Source organism: Nonomuraea coxensis DSM 45129, assembly GCF_019397265.1.
In the GTDB taxonomy this organism is placed as follows: domain Bacteria; phylum Actinomycetota; class Actinomycetes; order Streptosporangiales; family Streptosporangiaceae; genus Nonomuraea; species Nonomuraea coxensis.
This window is the reverse complement of sequence record NZ_CP068985.1, coordinates 1,023,064-1,049,325: the sequence shown is the minus strand read 5'-3', so window position 1 is coordinate 1,049,325 and position 26,262 is coordinate 1,023,064. Positions and strand designations below refer to the sequence as shown.

Sequence of the window (26,262 nt, the reverse complement as noted above, 5' to 3'; positions counted from 1 at the left end):
TCACCTCCCTGTCGCTCTGCGCAGGACGAGGCTCACGGCCTCGTCGTGCTCCTCCTCCGAGATCCGCCCGGCCTCCAGGGCCGCGTCGATCTCCTCCAGCTTCCGCCGGATCGCGGCGGGGCTCCTCGTCTGCTGCTCCGCCTGGTCCTGGATGATCTCGCCCAGCTTGACGACCAGCCGCACCGGCGCGAGCGGCAGGAAAAGGAGCTCGACGAACAGGTTCACGGCTCATTCCTCCGCCGCCTGCGCCACGACGAAGTCGTACGGCGCCAGCGGCCCGAGCAGCCGGACGTCGACCCGACCGGCCCAGCCGCCGGCGATCTCGCCGAGCTGCCGCTCCAGGTTCTCCTGCTCACTCGTCCGCATGAGCAGGGCGACGTTGACCGCGTCCTGCTCGTGCGACGGCTCCCTGATGACCGCCTGCGCGTAGCAGCCGGCCAGGGCGTCGAGCAGCGCGCGGGTGTCCAGGTCGCGCTTGGCCTCGACGCTCGCCGCGATGATCTCGCCGAGCCTGATGCGCTCGTTCCTGGTGGCGTCCTCGGAGGTGCCGCGGATGGCGTCGCGCAGGCCCGCGGCCTCTGGGTTCTCGGCCAGGATCTCGCTCATGAGGGCGCCCTCGACGTAACGGCCCTTGACGATGTACTCGGCGCAGCCCTCCAGGTCGCCGAGGGCGGAGAGGAAGTCGTCGTGGTGCGGGGCCAGCAGCTCCTCCACGACGGCGTTCTCGTCCGTCAGCACCGAGCCGAAGCGGAACGGCAGCACCGCGGCCGTGCGGGAGACGGCGTCGAGCAGCCGCTCGTGGGCGAGGAAGTCGCCGGGCCTGCCGAGCGGCTGGTCGACGTTCACCTCGCTGACGAGGGCGCCGATCTCGCCGTGGCGGACGAGGCGCACCTCGCCGGCCGGGTCACCGAGGCCGCGCTCGTCCCGCGGCACCTTGGTGCCCGCGGGCACGATGCCGTAGACGTAGACGCCGAGGGCGACCTCGCGCCGGGTGGCCTCCTCGGGCGCGCCCCGCGCCTTGGTGGGTCGTCCCATGTCCTACCTGTCCTCTCGCTCGACGCGGGTCTCCTGCTGCTTGGCCGCCTGGGCGGCGGGGTCGGCGGGCTCCTCGCGGGCCGACTCCAGCACGCCCTGGATCACTTCCTTGTGCTCGTCGGCGGGGCCGGCCTCGGCCGAGGGCCCGCCCTTCACCTGGGCGACGGCCTCCGGCAGGCTCTTCTCGGTCTGCGTCAGGTCGAGCCGGTTCACGGCCTCGGCGAAGCGGAGATAGGTGTCGACGCTGGCGATGACGACCCGGGCGTCGATGGTCAGGATCTCGATGCCCACGAGGGAGACCCGGACGTACGCGTCGATCACGAGACCCCTGTCGAGGATCGTGTCGATGACGTCGGCCAGGCCCGTCGAGGACGACTTGCCCATCTGCCCGCCGCCGGCCGGCTGCACTGACGTGGTCATGGCTTTCCCTCCCGCCGCGGCCGGCCCTCCCGTCGGAAGGGCGGCGGCGGCCCGCCACAGCGGACCTCCCCCATGGAAGGCGACAGCCAACGCCATATGGCGAGATATCGGGCAGCTTTGACCTGCGGCTGAAGGCCCCCGCGTCAGGTGCTGCTGCGTACCGCCAGCAGCGGGGCCAGCAGCGTCGAGTCGGGGACCACGCGGCCCTCCAGCTTGTCCATGACCAGCCGCACCGCCTCCCGGCCCACCTCCTCGGCCGGGATCAGCACCGAGGTCAGCGGCGGGCTCGCCCGCTCGGCCACGTCCTCGGGGCAGATCGCCACGACCGCCATGTCCTGCGGCACCCGGCGGCCGAGCTGGCGCAGCGCGGCCAGCACGTGGCTGACCGCGGCCTCGTTGTGCACGACCAGGCCGGACAGGCCGGGATGGTCGAGCAGCAGGTCGCGTACGGTCTCGTAGACCTCGTCGAAGGTCTCCTCGCAGGGCAGCGCCACGCCCTCCAGCCCGAGGTCGGCCACCGCCGCCGTGAAGCCGTCGCGGGTCCGGGTGGCGAAGCCGGTGCCCCGGTCGTAGACCACCGAGGGAGCGCCGAGCAGCGCGATCTCCCGGTGGCCGCGCTCGGCCAGGTGCTCCGCGCAGCGCGCCCCGGCCGCGTGGAAGTCGAGGTCCACGCAGGTCAGCCCGGCCGGGCGGGCGGGGAAGCCGATGAGCACGCTCGGCTCGGCCAGCTCGCGCAGCAACGGGACGCGGCGGTCGTCCAGCTCGACGTCCATGAGGACCAGCGCGTCCACCAGCGCGCTCGCCGCCACCCTGCGGATGCCGGCCGTGCCCTCGTCGGCGGTCAGCAGCAGCACGTCGTGGTCGAAGCGGCGGGCGGCGGTGACGACCGCGCTGGCGAAGCGCATCAGCACCGGCACGTGCATGCCGGCCCGCAGCGGCAGCACCAGCGCGATCACGTTGGACCGTTTGCTGGCCAGCGCGCGGGCGCCGGCGTTGGGGTGGTAGCCGAGCGCGCTGATGCTGTCGAGCACCCGCCGCCGGGTGTCGGCCGAGATCGTGCGCTTGCCGCTGAGCACGTACGACACCGTGCTCACCGCCACCCCCGCGTGCTTGGCGACCTCGGAGATCGTGACGGTGCGCCCGCTCAAGCCCCGGCTCCGAGGTCGAGCCGGACCAGCCGCACGCCGTCGTTCTCGAACACGACATAAAGATCGTGCACTCCGTCGGCGGGCGCAAGGGAGGAGGTGACGGCGTGGTGGTCGTACCGGTCTGTCCTGGGGACGGGGAAGGCCGCCAGCTCCGGGCCGTACAGCGGGTCGTCGCGGCGGAGGGTGATCACGCCGCCCTCCGCGCCGCCGGCCGTGGCCACGCAGCTCCGCACGCCGGTCAGGTCCACCTGGCGGAACAGGATCCAGGCGCCCTCGGCGTCGGCGCGCACGGCGTCGCCGTCCTGACGGGTCTCGGCGACGAACGTGATGGCGTCGTACTCGTCGTGGGCGGCGGCGCGCAGCGGGCCCCGCTGGGGCGGTATGACCTCGCCGTCCACCTCGAAGCGGGCGCTCAGCCGCAGGTCGGCGGCGCTGCGGCCGACCATGAGCTGGTGCGGCGCGCGCTCCACGACGGGCCGGCCGCGGGTGACGTCCCAGAAGGCCAGCTCGGCGACCGGCAGGGCGAGCGTGACGGCGCGGCTCTCGCCGGGCTCCAGGCGTACCTTCTCGAAGCCGCGCAGCCGGCGCAGCGGCTGCTTGACGCGGGAGCGCTGCTGGCGGGTGTAGAACTGCACGACCTCGACCCCGGGCCGGTCGCCGGTGTTGGTCACCGTCGCCCGCGCCGTTACCGTGCCGTCCCCGACCGAGACGCGCAGGTCGGCGTAGTCGAAGGTGGTGTAGCTGAGGCCGTGGCCGAAGGGGTGCAGCGGGACGCCGCGGAAGTACAGGTAGGTGGCGTCGGAGGCGATGATGTCGTAGTCGAGCAGGTCGGGCAGCTCCTGCTCGGAGCGGTACCACGTCTGGGTGAGGCGGCCCTCGGGGTCGGCGTCGCCGAACAGCACCTCGGCCAGGGCGTGGCCGTACTCCTGGCCGCCGTGCGCGGACCACAGTACGGCCGGCACCTCGTCGCCGGTCCAGGTGAGCGGGTAGCCACTGGTGATGACCATGACGGTGCGCGGGTTGGCCGCGCGCACGGCGGTGAGCACGGCGTTCTGGGCGGGGGCGAGGGCCAGGGTCAGGCGGTCCTCGGTCTCGCGGCCGTTCACCAGGGGGTGGTCGCCGACCACGACGACCGCCACGTCGGCCGCGGCGGCGAGCGCGGCGGCCTGCTCGACGCCGCTGCGCACCACGTCCATGGCCAGCCAGACGGCCTGGTCGGCGTCGTCCACCAGGCGCAGCACGCCGTCGCCGGCGGCGCCGACGTAGCCGCCGGTCGAGATGTGGCGCAGGGCGAGCGTGCCGCGCGGGCGCTCCTCCATGCGGAACGTCTCGCGCACCTCCCACCCGTTCGGCCCCGGCTGGTCGTTCACCAGGGTGCCGGCGTCCACCGAGACGTAGCGGCCGGTGGTGACCGAGCGCAGCGCGTACGCGCCGCCGCCCCAGTCGAACAGGTCGAACGCGCCCGCCTCGGCCGCCCCGGCGCTGAGCGGCCCCCCGCCGGGGTCGGCGCTGACCGGGCCGGCCTCCGCCGTGAACGTCACCCGGTCCACGGCCTCGCAGAAGACCGTCTCGGCGCGTTCGGCCAGCCCGGCGCGGGCGGTGACGGAGTAGGGCAGGGTGCCGCTGTACCAGTCCTCCATGAGCGTGTCGCCGAGCTGCCCGATGACCGCGATCCTGGGGCGGCCGGAGAGCGGCAGCAGGCCGTCGTTGCGCAGCAGCACGATCGAGCGGCGGGCCGCCTCCCTGGCCAGCGCCTGGTGCTCGGGGCAGTTGACCACGCCGTCGGCGATCCCGGGCGTCGCCGGATCGAACTCGCCGAGCCTGAATCTGATCGACAGCACGTGCCGCACCGCCGTGTCCACGTCGGACTCGGCCAGCAGGCCCTGGTCGAGGGCGTCGCGCAGGTGGCCGAGGGTGGTCTCGGGGCGGTCGTCGTCCTGGGTGAAGCTGTCCAGCCCGGCCTTGACGGCGTGCGCGTACGCCTCGGCGGGCGTGTCGTGGAAGCCCTGGATGCCGGTGAGGTTGCCGGGCGCGTACGCGTCGCTGACGACGAGCAGGTCGTCCGGCGCCCAGGCGCGCAGGACCTCGTTGACGAGCGGGCTGAGGTGCGCGGGCCGGCCGTTGACCAGGTTGTAGGAGGGCATGACGGCCACGGCCGCGCCCTGCTCGACGGCCGGGCGGAAGGCGGGCAGCTCGTACTCGTGGAGCACGCGCGGCGGCAGGCCGCTGGAGGTGGTGCAGCGGTCGGTCTCGTTGTTGTAGGCGAGGAAGTGCTTCAGGGTAGGGGCGGTCCTGAGCCTTCCGGGAGCGCTCCCACGAAGGCCGTGCGCGTACGCCGCTCCCATGACGCCGGTCAGCCAGGGGTCCTCCGAGTAGCCTTCCTCGTTCCGCCCCCAGCGCGGGTCGCGCAGCGGGTTGACCACGGGGGCCCAGACGTTGAGCCCGGCTCCGGCCGGGTCCTTGCGGTGGAAGGCCACGACCTCCTCGCCGGTGGCCTCGCCGACCCGGCGGACGAGGTCGAGGTCCCAGGTCGAGGCCAGGCCGACGGCCTGCGGGAACACCGTGGCCGGGCCGAGCCAGGCCAGCCCGTGCAGCGCCTCGGTGCCGGTGCGGAACGGGCCGAGGCCCAGCCGCTCGACCGGGGCCTGGTACTGGTGGAGCAGGCCGACCTTCTCCGCCAGCGTGAGCCTGCGCACCAGGTCGTCGATCCGGTCGGTCAGGGGGGCCGACGGGTCTCGGAAGGGGGGTTCGTGCATGGTCATCCCTCGAAAGAGTGTCGAAGCGCTTCGACGACCGGCCTGGGGAAGTTACGCGGACATTTCGGTGGGTTGACTGAAGGGTGCACTTCCGCGTGACCAAGGTCAAGAGATTCGCGACAATCCTCCGGGCAATCTTCCCGAGTCGACGGAGTCGAGCACCCGCGCCGCGCCGCCCAGCGCGGCGGCGTCCTGCCCGAGCGTCGAGGCGACGACCTGGCAGCCGCCCGCGCCGGGGGCGAGCACCCGCTCGCCCAGCTCGGCGTGGACGGCCGGCAGCAGCCAGGCCACGAGCGGGACGTAGTGGCCGCCGAGGACGACGACCTCGGGATCGAGCAGGTTGGCCAGGATGGACACACCCCGGCCCAGGCTCCGCCCGGCCGCCGCCAGCGTGGCGAGCGTGCCCGGGTCGCCCGCGCGGGCCAGCCGCACGACCTCCTCGATCTCGATCTGGATCTCGGCGGGGTGGATCTCGGCGGGCGCCGGGGCCCCGCGCAGCACGGAGCCGATGCCGGCCATCGCCTCCAGGCAGCCGCGCCGCCCGCAGTAGCACGGCGGGCCGTCGGGGTCGAGCTGGACGTGGCCGATCTCGCCGCTGTAGCCGAGGCCGCCCCTGCGCAGCCGGCCGTCGAGGATGATGCCCGCGCCGACGCCGATCTCGCCGGTCAGGTAGACGAGGTCGGCCGCGCCCGCGTGCGCGCCGAAGCGCTGCTCGGCCAGGGCGGCGAGGTTGGCGTCGTTGTCCACCTGGATCGGGAAGCCGGGGTCGCGCAGCGCCTTGGCGAGGTCGCCGCCGAGGTCGGCGTCGCGCCAGCCGAGGTTGGGCGCCAGGCGGACGGTGCCCTGCACGTCGACCAGCCCCGGCACCGCCACGGCGAGGCCGAGCACCTGGCGCTCCTCCTTCGCCATGCGGTTGACCACCCGCCGGACGATCGCGCCGACGCTCGCCACCCCCTGGTTGACCGAGTCGCCGGCCGCGAACGAGCGCCGCCAGGTGAGCAGCCGCTCCCCCGCGAGGTCGGTGGCCACGGCGGAGACGTGGTCGACGTTGATCTCCACCCCGATGGCGGCGTAGGGGGAGCCGTCGAGGACGAGCATGGTGGCGGGGCGGCCGACGCGGTTCTCGGTGAGGCCGGTCTCGCGGACCAGGCGGCGGTCGATGAGGTCGGCGACCAGGCTGGAGACGGTCGCCTTGTTGAGCCCGGTGGAGGCCGCGATGTCGGCCCGCGAACAGGGCGCGTGCTCCCGGACGAACCGCAGCACGACCGCGAGGTTGGTGGCCCGTACGTCGGCGAAGTCGGCCGGCTGCGGGCCGGTCGTAGAAGTGATCAATATCAGCCCCGTTCCCGCCATGAGATGACCCAAGCATGCCGCATCGTGGGCCTCCTTCACCAACCTGTGACCGCTCCGGTCCCTTGTGGCCGCGCTCACAGTCTACTAATTTGTTTGGTCGGAATACCAACTAACTTTGAGGCTGATTTTCCTCGGGCCCTCCCGCCCGTCGAAGGGACGAGCCATGCCATCCACCCCCACCACCCGCCGCGGCTTCCTCGGCCTCGTCGGCGCGAGCATCCTGGTCGCCGGCTGCGCCGAGAAGCAGTCGGCGTCCAAGGGCACCGCCGTCGCGGCCGACAAGCTGAAGAGCCTGGTGCCGACGCGGGTCCCCTTCGAGATCCCCGGGCTCAAGCCCGACCTGCCCGGCAGCGAGTTCGTCGCGCCCGGCTTCCTGAGCCGCCCCGCCACCATGGTGCAGGCCGTCACCACCAAGCCGCTCACCAGCGGCAAGGAGGTGACCGCCATGACGCCGCTCTGGGGCACCGTGCCGCCCGGTCTCGGCGACAACTCCTACTACGACATCGTCAACGAGCGCCTCGGCGGCCCCGTACGCTTCAACATCTCCGACGGCAACACCTACGGGCAGAAGCTCAGCACGCTGCTGGCCAGCGGCGACGTGCCCGAGATGGTGTGCGTGCCGCAGTGGGAGCTCATCAAGATCGCGCACTTCACCGAGGCCGCCAACAAGCTCTTCGCCGACCTGTCGCCCTACCTCGCCGGGGACAAGGCCAAGGAGTTCCCGCTCCTCGCCAACTACGACACCGCCGCCTGGCAGTACAGCGTCTTCGGCGGCGTCCTCCAGGGCATCCCCTGGCAGAACGACCCCTTCCCGTTCGCCACCTTCGTCCGCCAGGACATCCTGGAGGAGCTGGGCCTGGAGCAGCCGAAGAGCGGCGACGACCTGCTCGCCCTCGGCAAGGCCATCACCGACCCGAAGAAGAAGCGCTGGGCCTTCGGCGGCGCCATGGAGCAGGAGATGCAGCGGGCCTTCGGCGCGCCCCGCGAGTGGCGCAAGAAGCCCGACGGCACCCTGGAGTACAAGTACGAGACCCCCGAATGGGCCGCCGCCATCGAGTTCATGACCAAGCTCTTCGCGGCCGGTCACGTGCACCCCGACATCGTGGCCAACAAGGACGCCGACAACAAGGGCATCTTCGGCAGCGGCCAGATGGTGATCTACCGCGACGGCCTCGGCTCCTGGCACGAGAACCTGGGCCGCTTCCAGCCCGACAACCCCAAGTTCGACCAGCGGATCGTCGCCCCCTACCCGGCCCAGGCCGGCGGGCGGACCATCGTGTGGCGCAACGAGCCCGCCAGCATGTTCGCCTTCATCAAGAAGGGCCTCGGCGACGCCCGCACCCGCGAGCTCATCGCGCTCGCCAACTGGACCTCCGCGCCGTTCGGCACCCAGGAGTACGAGCTGGTCTTCAACGGCGTCGAGGGCAAGCACTACACGGTCGAGGACGGCAAGATCAAGCAGACCGCGCTCGGCCGCAAGGAGGTCGCGCCCACGTACATGTTCCTGTCCGGCCGGCCCAGCGCCAACGAGAAGAGCCAGTACGAGGGCCTGGTCCAGGCCCTCTGGGACTGGGAGACGCAGGCCGCCAAGCTGCTGGAGAACGACCCCTTCGTCGGCATCAGGGTCGAGACGCCGTCCAAGATGGCGGGCCTCGTCACCCCCACCGAGGACAAGATGCAGGAGATCTTCCGCGGCAAGCGCCCGATCTCCGAGTGGCCGAAGATCGTCAAGGAGTGGCAGGACCAGGGCGGGAACGAGGCGCGCGAGTTCTACATGAAGGTCGCGCGCGAGAACGGGCGGCTGTGAGGGGCCCGGCGTGGGCGTGATGACCGCACGGCCGATCGACGTGGAAAGCCCACCGGCGCGGGACGCGCACAAGCTCACCTGGCGGGCCAAGCTCCGGCGCGACCGGTCGCTGCTGCTCATGAACCTGCCGATGCTGCTGCTGGTGCTCGCCTTCTGGTGGGTGCCGGCGCTCGGCAACGTCATCGCCTTCCAGGACTACAACCCGTACACCGGGGGCATCCTGGAGAGCCCCGTCATCGGCTTCACCAACTTCGCGCTGCTCCTCCAGGACCCGCAGTTCCTGCGCGCGATGCTCAACACGCTGTCGATCACCGCCTTCCAGCTCGTCTTCTACTTCCCCGTGCCGATCATGCTGGCGCTGCTGCTGCACAGCATCGTCTCGGCCCGGCTGCGGGCGTTCGTGCAGGGCGTGGTCTACATGCCGTACTTCTTCTCCTGGGTGCTCGTCGTGGCGATCTTCCAGCAGATGTTCGGCGGGGCCGGGCTGCTCGCCCAGCTCCTGCGCGAACGCGGCCACGAGGGCGTGGACTGGATGACGAACTCCGACACGTTCATCCTGCTCATCACCACCCAGACCATCTGGAAGGACGCCGGCTGGGGAGCGATCATCTTCCTGGCCGCGCTCAGCACCATCGACCCCAACCTGTACGAGGCCGCCGCCGTGGACGGCGCCCGCCGCTGGCGGCGCCTGTGGCACATCACGCTGCCCGGCCTGCGCCCGGTGATCGTGCTGCTGCTCATCCTGCGGCTCGGGGACGCGCTCAACGTCGGCTTCGAGCAGTTCATGCTGCAGCGCAGCGCGGTCGGCAGCGGGGCGTCGGAGGTGTTCGACACGTTCGTGTACTGGTCGGGGCTGCGTACCGGCGACCTGGGGTACGGGGCGGCGGCCGGCCTGTTCAAGGGGCTGGTCGGGCTGCTGCTGATCCTGGCGGCGAACCGGGTCGCGCACGCGCTCGGCGAACGAGGGGTGTACTCGCGATCATGACCACTCTGACCTCCCGGCCGGGGCGGCGGCCGGCCCGGCTGGCTCCCTGGGAGGAGCGGCCCTCCCCCGCCGGGCAGCTCGGCAAGGGCACGGTCGTCACGCTGATCGTGCTCGCCGTGCTCGGGCCGCTCTACACGATCGTCCTGACCAGCCTCAGCCCGGCCGCCACCGTGAACCGGGCCGGCGGGCTCGTGCTGGTGCCCGACGGCATCACCCTGGAGGCGTACCGGCAGATCTTCTCCGACACCGTGGTCAGCAGGGCCGTGCTCGTGAGCACGGGGGTGACCCTCGCCGGGACGCTGATCAGCACCGGGGTGAGCGTGCTGGGGGCGTACTCGCTGTCGCGCCCCGGCTCCTTCCTGCACCGGCCGCTGCTGTTCAGCATCCTGCTGATGTTCGTCTTCTTCCCCGGGATCATCCCCGTGTACCTGATGGTGAGCGGGCTCGGGCTGAAGGACAGCTACTGGTCGCTGATCCTGCCGACCGCCGTGTCGGCGTTCAACGTGGTGGTGCTGCGCTCGTTCTTCATGAACATCCCCGGCGAGGTGCTGGACAGCGCCCGCATCGACGGGGCCGGCGAGTGGCGCATCCTGTGGCGGATCGTGCTGCCGATGTCGAAGGCGGTGACGGCCGTCGTCGCGATGTTCTACGCCGTCGGCTACTGGAACGCCTGGTTCAACGCGATGCTCTACATCGACGACACCCGCAGGTGGCCTCTCGCGCTGATCCTGCGCCAGTACGTCGTCGACTCCAACCCGCTGCCGGCGGCGACGGCCGGGGTCACCGGGGACGCCCCGCCGACGCTGGCCATCAAGATGGCGATCGTGGTGATCGCGGTGCTGCCCGCCCTGATCATCTACCCGTTCGTCCAGCGGCACTTCACCAAGGGCGTGATCGTCGGCGCCGTCAAGGGGTGACGCCTCGTCAGGACGTCAGGAGGCGGTGGGCGGCGTACGCGGTGACGCCGTACGCCAGGTGCGGCACGACGTCCGAGATCCAGTCGGCGACCGACCACGAACGCGGGTCGGTGGTGCCCAGCAGCGTCAGCGGGGCGTTGGAGCCCACCATGGCGAGCGCGGTGAGCGCCGGCACCCCGACCGGCCACGACGGCCGGCACCGCGCGTCCGCGAGCCCGTAACAGAGCGCCGCCCCTGCCCCCGTGCCGTAGCCGAGCAGCGCCCCCAGCGCCTCCTTGCGGTTGTCCGCCCGCTCTCCCTCCCCGAGGTCCACATCGACCAGGCCCGCCATCCTGTCCACGGCCTGCTGGGGGGTGCTGCTGGCGGGGCGGGCGCGGATCGCCATGTCGAGGTAGGTCACGACGTTGAGCGCGCTGGTCCCGGCGGCTCCCGCGAGGAGCCCTCTCACGAGCGTGTGCATGCCCGCCCGCTACCCGGGGGTCCCTGCGTTACGCCCGCACACGTCCTGGGCCGGCCGGGCGCGGGGGCCGCGTGCGAGGCGGCGAGAGTCAGGTTCGAGGATTCGTCGGCAGAGGCGGTCACACGTCGAACTCGCCCCGACGAGCCCCCGACAGGAACGCCGTCCATTCCGCAGGAGTGAAGATCGGCCGGGCGCTGTCGGGAGCCGTTCTGAAGCTCAGTCGTGAAGACACCAGCATGAGATCCGTCAAGCGGCTTACGCTGTCGACGTGGTCCGGTCTGTGGTGTTCGACATCGGCGAGACGCTGGTCAGCGACGATCGGTATTGGGGGTCATGGGCTGACTGGCTCGAGGTATCCCGCCACACGATGTCGGCGCTCGTCGGCGCGGTGACGGCGCTGGGCTTGGACAACGCCGAAGCGCTCCGCATGATCCGCCCCGGCATCGACCTCCAGGCGGCGTACAGGGATCGTGAGAACGCCGGCCGGGGTGAGTATCTGGACGACACCGACCTGTACCCCGACGTGCGGGATGGGCTTCAGGCCCTGCAGGACATGGGCCTACGCGTCTGCATCGCCGGGAACCAGACAGCCAAGGTCGGCGAACTGCTGCGCGGCCTACGCCTTCCCGCTGACGCCATTGCCACCTCGGCGGAATGGGGTGTGGCCAAGCCGGATATCGCCTTCTTCGATCGCGTCATCAAGCTCGCCGGCGTGGCCCCCGGTGAAACGCTCTACGTCGGCGATCATCCTGTGAACGATGTCATTCCAGCCAAGGCGGCGGGCCTCGTCACCTGCCTCATCCGACGGGGGCCGTGGGGGCTTCTCTGGGGCGACGACCCGGCCGTACCCGCCGATCTGCGAATCAGCGGGCTCGCAGACCTTCCCGCTCTCCTGGAGCTGACCGGACGGAGCCCTGATGCCCTCGGCGAGGAAAAATAGCGCAGGCGCGGGAGATCGCATCGCGGCGATCCGCAGCACGCGCCGCATGACTCAGAGCGATCTCGCACGGGCAGCGAACGTTTCCCTCAGCATGATCCGCAAGCTGGAACAGGGAAGCCGAAACCCGGGCGACACCGTTCTCGATGCCATCGCCGCCGCCCTTGGTGTCGATCCGTCGCGGCTTCTGCATGGCACCAACCGCACAGACAGTCGGGTCCACGGCGCGATCCCCCTCCTGCGCCAGGCGATCACCACCTGCGACTTCCCCGACGAGGGCCCAGTGCGCCCACTGCCTGAGCTGCAAGTCGCCGCACGCGAAGCGGTCCGGTGGCGATTGGAATCCCAGTACGTCCGGCTGTCTCACGTGCTTCCTGAGCTGATCACGGAGCTCGTTCGAGGATGTCGGACGGCATCTGCTCTCGCACCGCTGTTGGTCACCTCGTACCGCGCGGCCGACGCAGTGGCCTACAAGTACGGCTACCTGGACCTGTCGGCCCGGCTGATCGACCTGATGCGCCGAACCTCCATGCTCGTGGATGACCCGCTGCTCGCGGCGTCGGTGGCTTACGTACGGACCGAAGTCTTCTTCGCCACGCACACCTACGGGGCGGGACTACGGGCCCTCGAATGCGAAATCGACCGCCTTCGCACGCGTACGGAAACGAGTCTCCAGTACATGGGCGTACTGGGGTCGCTGCACATGCGCGCTGCCGTCGTCGCGGCCCGCGCCGGTCAGGTGGAAGACGCCTTGAGCCATCAGGTCGAGGCTCAGCGGCTCGGCGGCATCGTCCCCGAGGGCATTTATTACGGGACGGCCTTCGGGCCGGACTCGGTGCGCATTCATGAGGTCTCGTTCGCCGTCAGCCTCGGCGACGGCCATCTGCGGCCTGCTCTCGACATCGGGGACACCTGGGCGCCACCGTCCAGCATGCCCGCCGAACGCCGGAGTGGCTTCTTCATCGAATTGGCGCGTGCCCGACTTTGGGCCGGCAAGAGAGACGCCGCCTTCGACGCGTTGAGAAGCGCACGCCGGATCGCGCCGCAACACACACGCGAGCACCGCTGGGTACGCGAGGACGTCGAGACGCTCCTGCGCCTCCACCGCGCCAGCAGTGACGAACTGTGCGCCTTCGCCGAATGGCTTGGCTTGTCCTGACGGCTCTCGCGTAACACACGGTGTGTCATTTCGCGTTTACTCTGCGCATCAGGATTGGGGTCGTCCAAGCCGGTGACGCAGGTAGGAGCCTCAAAACCACTGCCTGCTGACGCGGACCCGCCGCCGATGCCCTACATCGCCGACGGGTCCCTGATCAGGATGGTGGTCCTGACCCATGACCCACGATAGGACTGTCGCCGCCGATCGTCCGGTGTTCGCCGGATGGCGGATCATGCGCAGTGACGCCGGACGATTCTGGGCGACCCGCGAGCAACCGTTCCCCCGGGCGGTCGAGGACGCGGGCGCACACCGTACGGTCGACGCCGACGACCTGGTGAAGCTGTGCCAGGCCATCGCGGAGCAGGAGAGCATCGCTGAGCGGACTCGCCCATCCCTATGGATGGCCCGGTGACGGCGTCCGCCGCCGTTCTGGCTCTACCTGATGCCCTCGCGGAGGAGGACTGTCCAGGCATCTCGCCGCATCCTGCCGCGCCACGCCCGGAGCGTATGGCGCTGCGATGGATCGGGCAGGGCCTCGCGCCCGGCCGAGTCGTCGCGTACACCTGCTCCTGCCGCATGACCGCCTACGAGTTGGTCGCCTGCGGCGGCGTCTACCAGATCCGCCGCCGCACCCTTCCCCGCCGGGGCGTGCCACCCGTGTCCTGGACGGCCGAGCGGTGGCGGCGCGCGGAAGCGCTCGAATGGTGGCGCCGCCTGCTCTCCGGCCACGCCCGATAAGCCGCCCCGCCAGCCAGGGCGCTACCAGGCCGCCGAGCCGTACTTCCTGCGCGCCGAGGACGAGCCGCCACGAAGGGCATCTACTGAGCCCATAAGGCGGCAAGTTCCTGGTCCAGCGCATCTGATGGCCGGCATCCGGGCAAGAGGGCTTCCGAGCGGAGCAGGGCCCTTCTGGGGTCACCCCTCAGGCGAGGGCGCAGGTGAGGATGGGAGTGGTGGCGGTGCCGGAGCCGTTGAAACCGAACGAAGGTTCGTGGGGCGTGGCTCGTGCGTCAGCCACCGCAGATCTCTATGACCACGATGTTGTTTTGCGTCAGCTCCTGCGCAGCCTGCCGCCAGTCCGAGTCCGCGCAATTGACGATCACGGATTTTCGCTCGTCCGCTATGACCGTCGCCACGAACTTGTGGTCGGATGGATCAAAGGCTCGTAAGCCGTCAGGGATTTCCTCGTATGAGCCGTTGCCGTCAGGGGTAATGTGGACCTTCTGGACACGGCGCGGGTCTGCCTGTCGACGGTGCAGGTGGAGGAAGAAGTGATCGCCGAGCCCGGGCTGCCCCTTGAACGAGCAATATCTCTCGTACTCTTCGAAGATCTGCCCAGAGCCGTCGAGAACGACGATCGCGCGGCTCTCGGCGTGCTCCAGGAACTCGATCGCCGAGTTCGTGCAGCCAGAGCTCATGTGATCGGCCTTACCATTGGCAACGATCAGCACATTGGTGTCGATGACGACACGAGACGGGTGGTTCAACCGGTTTTCTCGTCAATCGCTCGGTTACGGGCTGCGCGGTTCATGGCGGCGGCCTCCTCGAACGGGTTGCCGAAGAAATCATCCGGCCAGTTCGTGATGTTACCGAAGGCGTCGAGGTCGAGCCGGTCGATCCTGGAGGCCGCACCATCCGTCTGGCAGAAGTAGAGCAGGCAGTCCTCGGGCTCGAGTCTTATCCCTCTGCCGACGTCCCTTTCGGCGATGCGACGTTGCAGGCGCGTGAGAAAGTGCTCGGAGTGACTCTCGACGACAACTTGGATGTTGCGGACCTTCGCCGCCTCAATGATCACGTCGGCGAGCCCGCTCTGCACCGCAGGATGCAGATGGATTTCTGGCTGCTCGAGAATGACCGTGGCCCCTTCCGGCGCATAGGCCAGCAGAACCAGCACTGGAAGTATCTGGCTGACGCCGAAGCCGACATCCGTGAGAAGAACAGGCGTGCTCCCGGCCGAGCGCGTCACCTGAACACGATAGAGAGTCCCTCTGTCGTCAACCGATTCCACCGCGAATGAATGAATCAGTCCGAGTTCTTTGAGCCAGGAGGCTACGTGCTCTTCCACAGTTATCAACCTCGTACGGCGTGGACCGTCTTTTCGCTTGACGAATCCACGCGCATTGGTCTTCCCGTCGGCCTGCGAGGCGATCAACGCCTCAACCGCGAGTTCACCTCTTCGGCCCACATCAATGGGCCGGCCTCCTGACCAGATGTACTGACGTGCGGGGTCCTGACGCAAGGGGCCAAGGTAGTAGACCCGGCTGCAGAGGTTCTCGAACTGAAGCTCAAGATCAGACAGGAAGGCAGCATTCTGATAATACGCTCGCACTTGGTCCGGAAAACTATAGAACTTTCCGGGCGAGGGCAGCGGCCACGGCCTCCCCTGGACGCGCTTGAACGGGTAATCGTTGGACTCCAGCGCGTACTCGTCCTTGCCGCTTCTGCTGCGCGTCAGCGAGAAGCGCAGGTCGCCGAGTCCGTACTCGACTCGTTGGACGACCGGAAAGTTTCGTATCTCGCGAACCCGGGTGGACAGACTGAGGTCGTCACTCGCGGCGATCGCGCTTCGCCGCTCGGTCTCCGTGTTCCGGATCTGGAAAGGCTCGTCCTCACGCCATCCGATGTCAATTCCGACGGTTCGATCAGAATCGTGCCGAAACGTGATGTCATTGAATGTTCCCAGGCTCACCAGCGATGCCGGCCCGCCCAGGTCGAAGACGCGGCCCCGATCCGCCGACTCCGCTGTCTGTTTGAGCAGCAGTATGCTTTGCAGAAAGCTCGTCTTTCCGGACGAGTTACTTCCGAAGAAGGCAGTGATAGGGCCGAACTGAATCTTTCCGCTATCCGCCCAAGCCTTGAAGTTTTGCAGCCTGAGATATGTTATCATCGACCTTCGTCTCTCCAGCGACCCACGCCGAGCGCCATAGCATTCCCAGCAGGCACTTTAGTGGTCATGAGCCGGGCAAGTCACCGATCTCGTGAGTATAAGAGGCATTCAAGCCTTGCGTTCGTGACCCTGAGGGCACGTCTTGGGCCGTAAGGCGGCAGAATTCCTGATCCAGCGCCCCTGGTGCTGGGCATCCGGGAGAGCGCGAGAGGGCTTCCAGCCCTCTCGCCCGGGGATCGGGGCGGAGCCTCGATCCCCGGGGAGGGGCGCCCGAGCGGAGCGAGGACCTTTTGGGGTGGGCTCCCGGCGGCCCACTTGGTGAAGGGGCAACGGGTGGGTGCCGGGGAGCCCACTTACTACGCGGGGGTGCAGGTGAGGGTGGGGGTGGTGGCGGTGCCGGAGCCGTTGAAGCCGAACGATGTGGAGGCGTTCGCCGCCAGGTTGCCGTTGTAGCCGACGTTCGTCACGGTCACGTTCGTGCCTGACTGAGTCACGGTGCCGTTCCACAGGGAGGTGATGGTCTGGCTGCCTGGCCAGGACCAGGTGACCTTCCAGCCGGTGATCGACGAGGAGCCGGTGTTCTGGACGGTGACTTCGGCGCCGAAGCCGCCCGGCCAGTTGTTGCCCGGCTTGTACGTGGCCGTGCAACCGGTGCCGGTCGTCGGGGTCACGGTCGGGGTGGCCGTCCCCGTCGGGGTGACGGTCGCGGTCGGGGTGACGGTCGCCGTCGGGGTGACGGTGACCGGGGGGCCGGTGCGGTCGCCGTAGATGATGCCGCGGCCGTTCGTGCCCAGGTAGACCCGGCCGTACACGCGCGGGTCGCCCGTCAGCGCCTCGCCCATGTTGCCCCACTGGTGCTTGTCGTCGTTGATGCGCAGCCAGCTCGACCCGCCGTCGTCCGAGCGGTAGAGGCCGGTGACGTTGTCGATCGTGGCGACCGTGTAGATCGCCTGGTACGTCCCGCCGGGCGCCGCCTTGCCGAAGCCGACGTTAACCGACTTGGTGATGCCGTTGACCTTGGTGAAGGACGTGCCGCTGTTGGTGGAGTGCCAGAGGCCGCCGTCGCCGGCGACCCACAGGTCTCCTTCGATGCCGGGCACGGCCTTGAACTTGCCGGTGGTGGGCAGGCCGGTGGCGGCGGTGGCGGTGAAGGTGGCGCCGCCGTTCGTGCTGAGGTAGAGGCGACCGCCGCTCAGGCCGTAGAACTTGTTCGCGTTGACCCGGTCGGACTCGACGACGGCGTCCGTCGGCAGGCCGGAGGCGGTCTGCCAGGAGTTGCCGTAGCCGACCGAGTAGGCGGGCGTGACGCCCTTGGGCGCCCACACGAAGCGGGAGCCGTCGGCCGCGGCGGCGACCGTGCCGCCCTCGTTGACGCCGCCCGGCTCGGTGCCCTGGAACCAGTTCGCGCCGCCGTCCGTGGAGAAGGCGACGTGGCTGTCGTTGGGGCGGTCGGCGTCGGTGAAGTTGCCGGCCCTGACCATCACCGACGGGTTCTTCTCGGCGTAGTCGAGGCTGGTGGTGGAGGTGAACAGCGGCTGGGTGAACATCATCGGCGGTACGGCGTCCAGGTTGGTGTGGCGGAAGCCGGCGATGTCGCCGAGGCCGCTGACCAGGGGCGCGCCGCTGGGCGGGCTGATCAGGTCGAGCACGGCGGTCTCCTCAAGCCCCTTGGCCATGGGCCGGATGGTGAACTGGCCGCCCGCGTCCCACTGGGTGAGGTTCTCGGTGCCGTAGACGGTGGCGCCGGTGCCGTACATCATGCGGTTGGAGTCGAACGGGTCGATCTCCAGCGACTCGGTCATCCAGCCGAGTTTGGGGGTGACCTCGGGCGGCTGCGGGTTGGTGCCGAAGGTCAGCCACGGGTTCTCGGTGATGTTCATGGTGTAGCGGAAGCTGCGGTTCGGGTACGACGTCCAGTCCCAGACCCGGGTCCAGGTGGCGCCGGAGTCGGTGGAGCGGAAGAAGATGACGTCCGGCCACCAGGAGATCTGGGTGGCGACCATGAGCGTGCCGGGCTTCTGCCGGTCGATGGTGAGGCCGCTGTAGCCGAAGTAGTCGTCGCTGGAGGAGGACGGGACGGGGCTGATCTGCGTCCACGTCCCGGTGGCGGTGGCGTAGCGCCACACGTCGCCCTTGCCCCCGTCGTACGGGCCGCCGGTGTCGCTGGTCGCGATGTACAGGTAGCCGTTGACGGTGTCGAGCACGCCCTTGTGGGCGATGTACCCGGTGGGCTGGCCGGCGAGGCGCGACCAGGTGGCGCCGCCGTCCGTGGTGCGGTAGACGGTGTTCTCCTTGTCGGCGACGCCCACGTAGATGGTCTTGGTGGCGGTGCCGGCGGTGGAGGAGCGCTTGTCGTAGGTCACCCAGACGACGCCGGGGCGGTGGCTGAGGTAGCCGTTGGGGTCGCTGGGGTCCTGGGCGTAGTTGCCGGCGTTGGGGAAGCTGGTGACCTTGGCCCAGGTGGCGCCGTAGTCGGTGCTGCGCCAGAGGCCGTTGCCGTTGGGGGCGCCGAAGTAGAGGACGCGGTTGTCGTTGGGGTCGACCGACAGCGCCTCGCCCATGCCGCGTCCCGGCATGTTGCCGCCGAGCTTGAACGGCAGCGCGGTGACCTGCCAGGTGTCGCCCTTGTCGGTGGAGCGGAGGATGGCACCGTTGTTGGGGTCCCAGCTGTTGGTGTACATGCCGACGGCGGCGTACACGCGGTTGGTCTGTACGGGGTCGGTGGCGAGGCTGATCACGCCGTTGTAGCCCCATTTGTCCCAGCCGACCCAGTCGAGCAGCGGGGTCCAGGACTTGGTGGACTGGTTCCAGCGGTACGCGCCGCCGATGTCCGTGCGGGCGTAGATGAGGTTGCGCTCGGCCGGGTTGAAGATGATCCCCGGGACGAACCCGCCGCCGTCGATCCGCACGTTCTTGTACGCGTACGGATCCGAGGCGACCGCCGAGACCGGCGTCATCCTGACGACGGCCACCACCAGGAGGACGGCGAACGTCGCCAGGCAGGCCAATAACCTTTTTCGCATGCGCGGCTCTTCCTTTCCGGGCACGCCGGAGGGCGGCCCCAAGGCGTCGGATGACCGCCATGCACGAGCAGAGTGCGAGACCCTGACCGTCTCCGCGCCTTCGCGCATGAGCTTCCCCAGAAGGCTCACACATCTCCGCGCCGATGGTCAATAGTTTGGATATACAACGAATTAAAGGAGCACAAGTGCCGCAGTTCGAGGACACTTTCGACGGCGACCGCCTGGACGAGACGAAGTGGATCCCCTCCTACCTGCCCCAGTGGAGCGGCCGGGAGGCGGCGCGGGCCCGCCACCGGGTGGGCGGCGGCCTGCTGCGGCTGCGCATCGAGGAGGACCAGCCGCCGTGGCATCCGGAGGCCGAGGGCGAGCTGCGGGTCTCCTCCCTCCAGACGGGCGTGTTCTCGGGTCCGGTGGGCAGCGCCGTCGGCCAGCACGGGCGCGGCGGCCTCGTGGTCCGCGAGGAGCAGACCGCGCGGCGGCTCTACACCCCGCAGTACGCCCGGATCGAGATGCGGGCGAAGGCCCTCGACGACCCGGACTCCATGGTCGCGCTCTGGATGATCGGCTTCGAGGACGCGCCGGAGCGCTCGGCCGAGATCTGCGTCGCCGAGATCTTCGGCAAGGACGTCGGCCGGGACCGGACCCGGGTCGGCATGGGCGTGCACCCCTTCGGCGACCCGTCGATCACCGACGACTTCACCGTGGAGGAACTGCCGATCGACGCCCGCGAGTTCCACGTCTACGCCGCCGACTGGACGCCGGAGCAGGTGTCGTTCGAGGTGGACGGGCGGCACGTGCGGACGGTGCGGCAGTCGCCGGCCTACCCGATGCAGCTCATGCTCGGCGTCTACGAGTTCCGTCCGGGCTCCGGCACATACCCGAAGGAGTTCATCGTGGACTACGTGCGAGGCTGCGCGTACGAGCCCCGTTAGCCGCCCAGAGCGCGATCGCGATGTAGAGGACCTGCTCGGGGACGCGCTGCCACAGCGGCGTGGCGGGCTCGCCGCCGAGCGTGACGTCGTTCAGCGCGGCGTGCACGTTCGCCGGCAGCATGGCGACGAACAGCAGCGCCAGGCAGATCCCTGCGGCCCGGCGGGTGCGCTCCAGCACGAGCCCGGCGGCCCCCCCCAGTTCCAGCACGCCGGTCAGGTGGACGACGAAGGCGGGGAACGGCACGAACGGCGGCACCATCGCCACCATGTCGGCGTGGTTCGGCATGATCGTCACGCTCGCCGGGACGAAGTGGGCACTGGCCGTCATGACCAGCATGACGGCCAGCCCGTGGGCGGCGCTGACCCGCCAGGTGGCGAACCGGGCCACGCCCAGCGCGCCCAGCGACCGGAACGCCAGGGTGGCGACCAGCAGGACGATTACCGTCATCACGACTCCCTATTGGATAGCAGCACTATCTGACTACTGGATAACTCTACTATCCAAAAGGGGTTCCGTGGCGGTCACGACCATGCTCGTGACCGCCACGGAACGTTCTCATCGGGCCAGGGCGAAGTCCTTCAGCCGCAGGTCGCCCTTGAACACCAGGTACAGCGCGCCCGAGCCGGCCTTCACCGTCGCGCTCACCGTCCCGTACTGGTAGATCCCGCCCGTGGCGGGCACCGGCACGGTGGCGAGCAGCGGGCCGGTCGGCGAGCCGGAGCGCACCTCGAACGAGCCGCCGCCCGCCGACGCCACCGCCGCCGTCAGCCGCGAGCCCCACGACGCCTTCGTGAACGACACCCAGTCGCCCGCCGAGCCCTCGACGACCTCGCCGGCGACCTTGCTCTCGTCGGCGAAGACGACACCGGAGTAGTCGTCGAAGTCCATGGCCCGGGTGATCCGCGTCAGGTCACGGACCGGGACGCTCTCGCCCCGCACGCGCAGCGTCGTCGTCTGCCTGATCCGGTCGGAGGCCGAGCCGACGAGCACGTCATGCGTGGCGGTCTCGACGACCCACTTGCCGCGCGTGTGGTCCCACACCGCGAGGTCGGACTTCTTCAACGGGAAGGTGACCGTGCGGCTCTCGCCCGGGTTGAGGGTGATCCGCTGGAAGCCGCGCAGCCGCTTGACCGGCTGGACGAAACGGGACTCGCGCTGGTGCGTGTAGAGCTGCACGACCTCGTCGCCACGGACCCGGCCGGTGTTGGTGACCTTGACGCTCACCTGCTCGCCCTGGACCCTGAGCGCCTGGTAGCCGAAGCTCGTGTAGCTCAGCCCGTGCCCGAAGGCGTAGAGCGGCCTCTCCTTCCCGTACAGGTAGGTCATGCCGGTCTTGGTCAGGTCGTAGTCGAACCTGCTCGGCAGGTCGTCGCTCGCCGGCCAGGTCTGCGTGAGCCGGCCCGCCGGGTTGACGTCGCCGAAGAGCACGTCGGCGACCGCGTGCCCGGTCTCCGCGCCCGCGTGCGTGGTCCACAGCAGCGTCGGCGCGTCCACGATGACCGGGTAGCTGGTCTCCAGCACCACGACGGTCCTCTTGTTGGCCTTGCGCACCGCCTCGATGAGCCGCCGCTGGCCCTCGCCGAGCTGCAGGTTCGGCCGGTCGTGGAACTCGCGGCCGGACACGAACGGGTGGCTGCCGACGACCACGACCGCGACCTCCGCCTTGGCGGCCTGCGCGGCGGCCTCGGCGATGCCGTCGGAGACGACCTCCTTGCCGAACTTCGCCGCCTCGGCCTTCGGGGCGAGGGCGAGGGCGCCGTCCGCGGTGACGGTCACGTACGGGTCGGACAGGCCGAACCAGCCCTCGACCGTCTCATAACCGGCGTACCGGATGAGGTAGCTGCCGTCGGACTGCCGCTCCAGAGCGAACTGCTGCTGCACGTACCAGCCGTCGGGCTCGGCGTCGTCGGTGTCGAGCGAGCGCCAGTCGCCGCCGAGCAGCTTGCCGTTGCCCGCGTTGCGCAGCGTGGAGACGCCGCCGGTCCAGTCGGTGAGGTCCCACTGGGAGGCGGCCGTGGGCGCGGTGTCGAGCAGCGCGGCGTTGTCGTCGGGGCCGGTGCCGGTGGCGGTGACGTACTTGCCGGAGGCCAGGTGCTTGAGCGCGACGCGCTCCAGCCCCTGCCCGGTGCTGACGTCGCCCACCCGCTCCTTGATCCCGGCCAGCGGCGTCACCTGGTACGGGAACTGCCCCGAGTACCAGTCGCGGTGCAGCCGGTCGGCCAGCGGCCCGACGACGGCCGCGGACCTCGGCCGGGCGAGCGGCAGCGTCCCTGCGTTGCGCAGCAGCACGGCGGCCTTGGCCGCGGTCTCCCTGTTGAGCTTCTGGTTCGCCGGGCTGTTGATCACCGCCGGCGTGATCTTCTTGTACGGCCCGCCGTCCGGGTCGAAGTGCCCGAGCCTGGTCCTGATCGACAGGACGTGCCGGACCGCGTCGTTCACGTCGGACTCGGCGATCAGGCCCTGGTCCAGCGCCGACTTGAGATGCGTGACCATCGGGCCGCTGTTGCTGTCGTCGATGGTGTAGCTGTCGAGCCCCGACTTGAGCACGGCGGCGAACGCCTCGGGCTTGTTGTCGTAGTAGTGCTCCAGGTCGGTGAGCGCGTGCGGCCCCCAGGCGTCGCTGACGTTGTAGAGGGTCTTGCCGGTCCACGAGCGCACCACGGCGTCGAGGTCCGGGTTGACGTGGTTCGGGCGGCCGTTGACCAGGTTGTAGGAGGCCATGACGCCGGTCGCCGCGTCCGCCGAGATCGCCGCCTTGAACGCCGGCTCGTAGTACTCGTGCTTGAGCTTGGGCGTCAGGTTGGAGGAGGTGATCCCGCGGTCGGTCTCGTTGTTGTAGGCGAGGTAGTGCTTCAGCACCGGCGCGGTCTTCAGGTAGAAGGGGTCGTCGCCCTGGAGGCCCTTGCCGTACGCGGTGGAGATCGCCCCCGTCAGGAGCGGGTCCTCCGAGTAGCCCTCCTCGTTGCGGCCCGCCCGCGGATCGCGCAGCAGGTCCACCACGGGAGCCCACACCTGCGTCCCCCACACCACCGGGTCGGCGGCGTTGTAGCCGCGCGCCTCGTCGCCGACGGCCGAACCGACCTTCCTGACGAGGGCCGGGTCCCAGGTGCTGGCCAGGCCGACGGCCTGCGGGAACACCGTGCCGCTCGCGAACTTCTGCCGCCAGCCGTCGTTGAGGTCGTTGGACCAGGCGACGCCGTGCAGGGCCTCGGTGCCGTTCTTGTGGTAGGCGATGCCGAGACGCGGGATCGCGGCCTGCGACTGGTGCAGCAGGCCCAGCTTCTCGTCCAGCGTGAGCCGGCCGAGCAGGTCGCCCACCCGCTGCTCCAGGGGCAGCCGCGGGTTCTGGAACGGGAAGTCCGCCGCCTGGGCGGGCGGCACGGCGAGCAGCGAGGCCGCCAGGGTCAGGGTGGCTGATAAGGGGACACGTGAACGCATGGGCACTCCGTCACTTGATGGCGCCGACCGTCACACCTCGGGTCAGCGTGCGCTGGAAGATCAGGAAGAAGGCGACCGCCGGGACGATGCCGAGCAGGGCGGAGGCGCTGGACATGGTGGCGTCCATGTACTTCTCCCCCTGGAGGACGGCGAGGGCGACGGGCACCGTCTGGGTGTCGTTGGAGATGAGGAAGACGAGCGGCAGGAAGAACTCGTTCCAGGTCCAGATGAAGAAGAAGATCAGCAGGACGTTGAGGGTGGGCCTGCTGATCGGCACCACGATCTGCCACAGGGCGCGCAGCCGCCCCGCGCCGTCGATGGCCGCGGCCTCCAGGATCTCCTTCGGGAACTGGCCCAGCACCGCGCTCAGCAGGTACGTGCCGAACGCCGCCTGGATCACGGTCATGACGATGATCACGGCGAGCTGGGTGTCGTACAGCCCCACGGCCTTGGCCAGGTAGTAGAGCGGGTAGGCGAGCGCCTCCTGCGGCAGCGTGTTGGCCACCAGGAACAGCACGAGGATCGACAGCCGCCCCTTGACCCGGCCGATGCCCAGCGCGTACGCGTTGAGCACCGACAGCACCACGGCGAGCACCGCCACGGACCCGCTGATGACGAAGCTGTTCCAGAGCTTGCCGCCGAAGCCGACCCGGTTCCAGAAGTCGGCCAGGCCCTGGAGGTAGAGCCCGTCCGGCAGGGCGAGCGGACCCGCCGTGCTGTACTCCGCCGGCGACTTGACCGCGTTGAGCGCCACCAGCGCGAACGGGAACAGCATGACGACCGCGAGCACGGCCAGCGCGGCCAGCACCGCCCAGCGCCCCGGCCCCCTCACTGCTCACGCTCCTGGACGCGCAGGAACAGGAACGTCACCACGATGATGATCAGCGCCAGCACCGTGGCGATGGCCGAGCCGTACCCGACGTTGCTCTTCTGGAAGAAGTTCAGGTACGAGAAGTACGACGGCACCATGGTCGCGTTGCCCGGCCCTCCCCTCGTCAGCACGAAGATCGGCCCGAACACCTTGAGCGCGGCGATCGTGCACGTCAGCAGCACCACGAAGATCTCCGGCCGGATCTGCGGGATCGTGATGTGCCAGAACCTCCGGAACCAGGAGGCCCCGTCGATCTCGGCCGCCTCGTAGTAGGCCGGATCGACGCGCTGCAGCCCGGCCATGAAGATGACGACCGGGTAGCCGAGCTGGAACCACACCATGACGGCCATGACCGTGGCGAGCGCCAGGTCGGGGTCGCCGAGCCAGTCGAGGTCCAGCCCGAGGATCTCGTTGACGGCGCCGTACGACGGGTGCAGCAGCCAGCCCCACACCACGCCGGCCACCGCCACCGGCAGGACCTGCGGCAGGTAGTAGGCCGCGCGCAGCGCCGAGGCCGTGCGCGGCCCGAACCGCTTGCCGATGTAGTCGAACAGCGCCGCCGCCAGCACGAGGCCGATCGCGGTCGGCACGACGGCCATCGCCACGATCAGCCCCACGTTGTGCTGGAACGACTGCCAGAACCGCTCGTCCTCCAGCAGCCGGGCGTAGTTGCCGAACCCGATCCAGCGCGGCGTGCCCACCCCGGACCAGCGGGTGAAACTCGCGCCCACGTTCATCAGGAACGGCACGACGATCACGGCCGTGAACAGGACGAGGCTGGGGACCAGGTAGAGCCAGTATCCCCTCGTGCGCACGCTCATTCAGTTGCCTATGTCGGCGAGGTTGTCCTCGTACGGCTTGGCGATCTCGTCCAGCACCTGCTCGGGCGTCTTGCTGCCGTTGATGAGGTTCTGGACGCCGGCCACGAGGACGTCGTAGTAGCCGGGGGCCGGCCAGTCGGGGTAGAAGGCCAGGCCGTCGGTGCTGGTGAGCTTGTTGAAGGTCTCGATCAGCTCCTTGCTCCGCGCGTCGGTGATCGCGGCCGGGTCGGCGGCCACGGGCAGCCCGCCGGAGTTGCCGAGCAGGTTCTGGATGTCCTTGCTCATGGTGATGTCGATGAAGTCGTAGGCCAGGTCCTTGTTCTCCGACTTCTCGGGGACGATCCACAGGTTGCCGCTGGAGCCGGGCGAGAGCGTGGCGCCGGGGAACAGGAAGTGCCCCCACTCGAAGTCCTTGATCGTGGAGGCGACGCGGCCGAACCACCAGCTCCCGCTGATCATCATCGGGAACTTGCCGTTCATGAACGCCACGCCCATGTCCTCGGCCTTGAGGCCGGAGGAGTTCTTGGCGATGTAGCCCTTCTTCACCCAGTCGGCGAAGGTCTGCGCGCCGTAGGTGAACTCGGGGCCGTGGAAGTCCACCTTGCCCTGGTAGGACTGGAAGGCCGACAGCCACGGCTTCTGCGCCTTGGTGAGCGCGAGCTGGTAGAGGATCTGCTGCGCCGGGTACTCGGCGCCGGCGTTGGCGATGGGCGTCACGCCCGCCTTGACGAAGGTGTCGAGGGCCGCCGTGAACTCCTCGAACGTGGCCGGGACCTGGACCTTGTGTTTGGCGAACAGGTCCTTGTTGTAGTAGACCATCACGAACTCGCCGTAGTTGGGGACGCCGTACCAGTTGCCGGAGCCCATGACGCCGCGGTCGTCGTACTTGGCGGTGGTCTGGAGGCCGCCCGGCAGGAGCTTGTCCCAGCCGCGCTTGGCGGCCTCCTCGGTGAGATCCGTCAGCAGGCCCTGCTTGGACAGCAGCCCGGCGGTGGCGTTGCCCTTGTTGTACTCCATGATGTCGGGCGCCTCGTCGGAGTTCAGCACCATGCCGGCCGTCTTCTGGATCTGCTCGAAGCCCTTGGCCTCGAACTGGACCTTCACGTTGGGGTGCGTGGCCTCGAACTTCTTGATCGCCTCGTCCCACGCCTTGCCCATGGCGCTGTCGGCGCTCTCGTAGTGCCAGAGCTTCAGCACGCGCGGCTGGGAGCTCGACGCGGGCGCGGGGGTCTCCGAGCCCGAGCCGCAGGCCGACAGGACCAGGACCGCGGCGGCCAGCACCGCGGCGCCTCTGAATCTGACCATGATCCCT

At 69.5% G+C, this 26,262-nt stretch carries 23 protein-coding genes; 8 read left to right on the top strand and 15 right to left on the bottom strand.

What is annotated here, in order from left to right; genetic code table 11:
* From Nocox_RS05385 to Nocox_RS05360, 6 genes are all read right to left on the bottom strand, one after another.
* The gene (locus Nocox_RS05385) at positions 1-225 is read right to left on the bottom strand and encodes a gas vesicle protein GvpG (RefSeq protein ID WP_020543739.1); all 225 of its coding nucleotides are present in this window, start codon (positions 223-225) and stop codon (positions 1-3) included.
* Positions 226-228: 3 nt separating this feature from the next.
* The gene (locus tag Nocox_RS05380; protein WP_020543738.1) at positions 229-1,035 is read right to left on the bottom strand and encodes a GvpL/GvpF family gas vesicle protein; all 807 of its coding nucleotides are present in this window, start codon (positions 1,033-1,035) and stop codon (positions 229-231) included.
* A gap of 3 nt (positions 1,036-1,038) precedes the next feature.
* On the bottom strand, positions 1,039-1,455 hold the full coding sequence (gvpJ, locus tag Nocox_RS05375; protein WP_020543737.1) for a gas vesicle protein GvpJ: 417 nt from the start codon (positions 1,453-1,455) through the stop codon (positions 1,039-1,041).
* A gap of 143 nt (positions 1,456-1,598) precedes the next feature.
* Positions 1,599-2,603 (bottom strand): LacI family DNA-binding transcriptional regulator, encoded by a 1,005-nt coding sequence (locus Nocox_RS05370; protein WP_020543736.1) that lies wholly within the window; start codon positions 2,601-2,603, stop codon positions 1,599-1,601.
* Positions 2,600-5,365, bottom strand: coding sequence for a glycoside hydrolase family 3 C-terminal domain-containing protein (locus tag Nocox_RS05365; protein WP_020543735.1), 2,766 nt, complete (start codon positions 5,363-5,365; stop codon positions 2,600-2,602). The genes Nocox_RS05370 and Nocox_RS05365 overlap by 4 nt, the downstream gene beginning before the upstream one ends.
* 99 nt (positions 5,366-5,464) lie before the next feature.
* Positions 5,465-6,691: an ROK family transcriptional regulator gene (locus tag Nocox_RS05360; RefSeq protein ID WP_020543734.1), complete on the bottom strand. Its 1,227-nt coding sequence runs from the start codon at positions 6,689-6,691 to the stop codon at positions 5,465-5,467.
* A gap of 184 nt (positions 6,692-6,875) precedes the next feature.
* On the opposite strand from Nocox_RS05360, the gene Nocox_RS05355 reads away from it, so the two are divergent.
* From Nocox_RS05355 to Nocox_RS05345, 3 genes are read left to right on the top strand one after another with little or no spacing between them, the layout of a single operon-like run.
* Positions 6,876-8,519, top strand: a complete 1,644-nt coding sequence (locus Nocox_RS05355) for an extracellular solute-binding protein (RefSeq protein WP_020543733.1) — start codon at positions 6,876-6,878, stop codon at positions 8,517-8,519.
* A 19-nt stretch (positions 8,520-8,538) separates the two neighbouring features.
* Positions 8,539-9,504, top strand: coding sequence for an ABC transporter permease (locus Nocox_RS05350; RefSeq protein WP_026214433.1), 966 nt, complete (start codon positions 8,539-8,541; stop codon positions 9,502-9,504).
* On the top strand, positions 9,501-10,421 hold the full coding sequence (locus Nocox_RS05345) for a carbohydrate ABC transporter permease (protein WP_020543731.1): 921 nt from the start codon (positions 9,501-9,503) through the stop codon (positions 10,419-10,421). Before Nocox_RS05350 ends, Nocox_RS05345 begins: the two co-directional genes overlap by 4 nt.
* Before the next feature lie 7 nt (positions 10,422-10,428).
* Here the strand turns inward: Nocox_RS05345 and Nocox_RS05340 are convergent, their stop codons facing one another.
* Complete coding sequence (locus tag Nocox_RS05340) at positions 10,429-10,881, bottom strand: hypothetical protein (protein WP_020543730.1); 453 nt, start codon at positions 10,879-10,881, stop codon at positions 10,429-10,431.
* A gap of 268 nt (positions 10,882-11,149) precedes the next feature.
* Between Nocox_RS05340 and Nocox_RS05335 the strand changes: the two genes are divergently transcribed.
* From Nocox_RS05335 to Nocox_RS05320, 4 genes are all read left to right on the top strand, one after another.
* Positions 11,150-11,821 carry an HAD family hydrolase gene (locus Nocox_RS05335; protein ID WP_020543729.1) on the top strand — a complete coding sequence of 224 codons (672 nt, stop codon included), beginning with the start codon at positions 11,150-11,152 and terminating at the stop codon, positions 11,819-11,821.
* On the top strand, positions 11,799-12,977 hold the full coding sequence (locus Nocox_RS05330; protein ID WP_026214432.1) for a helix-turn-helix domain-containing protein: 1,179 nt from the start codon (positions 11,799-11,801) through the stop codon (positions 12,975-12,977). Before Nocox_RS05335 ends, Nocox_RS05330 begins: the two co-directional genes overlap by 23 nt.
* A gap of 175 nt (positions 12,978-13,152) precedes the next feature.
* Complete coding sequence (locus tag Nocox_RS05325) at positions 13,153-13,389, top strand: hypothetical protein (RefSeq protein ID WP_020543727.1); 237 nt, start codon at positions 13,153-13,155, stop codon at positions 13,387-13,389.
* A 95-nt stretch (positions 13,390-13,484) separates the two neighbouring features.
* Positions 13,485-13,715, top strand: coding sequence for a hypothetical protein (locus Nocox_RS05320; RefSeq protein WP_020543726.1), 231 nt, complete (start codon positions 13,485-13,487; stop codon positions 13,713-13,715).
* A gap of 272 nt (positions 13,716-13,987) precedes the next feature.
* Here the strand turns inward: Nocox_RS05320 and Nocox_RS05315 are convergent, their stop codons facing one another.
* The 3 genes from Nocox_RS05315 to Nocox_RS05305 form a co-directional block, all read right to left on the bottom strand.
* Positions 13,988-14,464, bottom strand: a complete 477-nt coding sequence (locus Nocox_RS05315) for a hypothetical protein (protein WP_157383112.1) — start codon at positions 14,462-14,464, stop codon at positions 13,988-13,990.
* On the bottom strand, positions 14,461-15,864 hold the full coding sequence (locus tag Nocox_RS05310; protein WP_020543724.1) for a DUF3696 domain-containing protein: 1,404 nt from the start codon (positions 15,862-15,864) through the stop codon (positions 14,461-14,463). The genes Nocox_RS05315 and Nocox_RS05310 overlap by 4 nt, the downstream gene beginning before the upstream one ends.
* 356 nt (positions 15,865-16,220) lie before the next feature.
* Positions 16,221-18,887 (bottom strand): cellulose binding domain-containing protein, encoded by a 2,667-nt coding sequence (locus tag Nocox_RS05305; RefSeq protein ID WP_051112582.1) that lies wholly within the window; start codon positions 18,885-18,887, stop codon positions 16,221-16,223.
* Between the two features lie 185 nt (positions 18,888-19,072).
* Here Nocox_RS05305 and Nocox_RS05300 point away from each other — a divergent pair, with 185 nt between their 5' ends.
* A complete protein-coding gene (locus tag Nocox_RS05300) occupies positions 19,073-19,819 on the top strand; it encodes a glycoside hydrolase family 16 protein (protein WP_020543722.1) in 747 nt (248 codons plus the stop codon).
* Here the strand turns inward: Nocox_RS05300 and Nocox_RS05295 are convergent.
* From Nocox_RS05295 to Nocox_RS05275, 5 genes are all read right to left on the bottom strand, one after another.
* Positions 19,776-20,267, bottom strand: coding sequence for a DoxX family protein (locus Nocox_RS05295; RefSeq protein WP_020543721.1), 492 nt, complete (start codon positions 20,265-20,267; stop codon positions 19,776-19,778). The genes Nocox_RS05300 and Nocox_RS05295 overlap by 44 nt on opposite strands.
* Before the next feature lie 108 nt (positions 20,268-20,375).
* On the bottom strand, positions 20,376-23,258 hold the full coding sequence (locus tag Nocox_RS05290; protein ID WP_020543720.1) for a glycoside hydrolase family 3 C-terminal domain-containing protein: 2,883 nt from the start codon (positions 23,256-23,258) through the stop codon (positions 20,376-20,378).
* Positions 23,259-23,268: 10 nt separating this feature from the next.
* Entirely contained in the window at positions 23,269-24,090 is an 822-nt protein-coding gene (locus Nocox_RS05285; protein WP_026214431.1) for a carbohydrate ABC transporter permease, read from the bottom strand.
* Entirely contained in the window at positions 24,087-24,950 is an 864-nt protein-coding gene (locus Nocox_RS05280) for a carbohydrate ABC transporter permease (protein ID WP_020543718.1), read from the bottom strand. The genes Nocox_RS05285 and Nocox_RS05280 overlap by 4 nt, the downstream gene beginning before the upstream one ends.
* A complete protein-coding gene (locus Nocox_RS05275) occupies positions 24,951-26,255 on the bottom strand; it encodes an ABC transporter substrate-binding protein (protein ID WP_020543717.1) in 1,305 nt (434 codons plus the stop codon). It lies immediately after the preceding gene.
* Positions 26,256-26,262 lie beyond the last annotated feature (7 nt).

Excerpts from the sequence above, each read along its gene's own strand:
- Nocox_RS05275 (WP_020543717.1), bottom strand. The coding sequence starts at position 26,255 with ATGGTCAGATTCAGAGGCGCCGCGGTGCTGGCCGCCGCGGTCCTGGTC.
- Nocox_RS05320 (WP_020543726.1), top strand. The coding sequence starts at position 13,485 with ATGGCGCTGCGATGGATCGGGCAGGGCCTCGCGCCCGGCCGAGTCGTC.
- Nocox_RS05340 (WP_020543730.1), bottom strand. The coding sequence starts at position 10,881 with ATGCACACGCTCGTGAGAGGGCTCCTCGCGGGAGCCGCCGGGACCAGC.
- Nocox_RS05295 (WP_020543721.1), bottom strand. The coding sequence starts at position 20,267 with ATGACGGTAATCGTCCTGCTGGTCGCCACCCTGGCGTTCCGGTCGCTG.
- Nocox_RS05330 (WP_026214432.1), top strand. The coding sequence starts at position 11,799 with ATGCCCTCGGCGAGGAAAAATAGCGCAGGCGCGGGAGATCGCATCGCG.
- Nocox_RS05355 (WP_020543733.1), top strand. The coding sequence starts at position 6,876 with ATGCCATCCACCCCCACCACCCGCCGCGGCTTCCTCGGCCTCGTCGGC.
- Nocox_RS05325 (WP_020543727.1), top strand. The coding sequence starts at position 13,153 with ATGACCCACGATAGGACTGTCGCCGCCGATCGTCCGGTGTTCGCCGGA.
- Nocox_RS05345 (WP_020543731.1), top strand. The coding sequence starts at position 9,501 with ATGACCACTCTGACCTCCCGGCCGGGGCGGCGGCCGGCCCGGCTGGCT.
- Nocox_RS05350 (WP_026214433.1), top strand. The coding sequence starts at position 8,539 with ATGACCGCACGGCCGATCGACGTGGAAAGCCCACCGGCGCGGGACGCG.
- Nocox_RS05380 (WP_020543738.1), bottom strand. The coding sequence starts at position 1,035 with ATGGGACGACCCACCAAGGCGCGGGGCGCGCCCGAGGAGGCCACCCGG.
- gvpJ (WP_020543737.1), bottom strand. The coding sequence starts at position 1,455 with ATGACCACGTCAGTGCAGCCGGCCGGCGGCGGGCAGATGGGCAAGTCG.
- Nocox_RS05305 (WP_051112582.1), bottom strand. The coding sequence starts at position 18,887 with ATGCGAAAAAGGTTATTGGCCTGCCTGGCGACGTTCGCCGTCCTCCTG.
- Nocox_RS05290 (WP_020543720.1), bottom strand. The coding sequence starts at position 23,258 with ATGCGTTCACGTGTCCCCTTATCAGCCACCCTGACCCTGGCGGCCTCG.
- Nocox_RS05280 (WP_020543718.1), bottom strand. The coding sequence starts at position 24,950 with ATGAGCGTGCGCACGAGGGGATACTGGCTCTACCTGGTCCCCAGCCTC.
- Nocox_RS05365 (WP_020543735.1), bottom strand. The coding sequence starts at position 5,365 with ATGACCATGCACGAACCCCCCTTCCGAGACCCGTCGGCCCCCCTGACC.
- Nocox_RS05310 (WP_020543724.1), bottom strand. The coding sequence starts at position 15,864 with ATGATAACATATCTCAGGCTGCAAAACTTCAAGGCTTGGGCGGATAGC.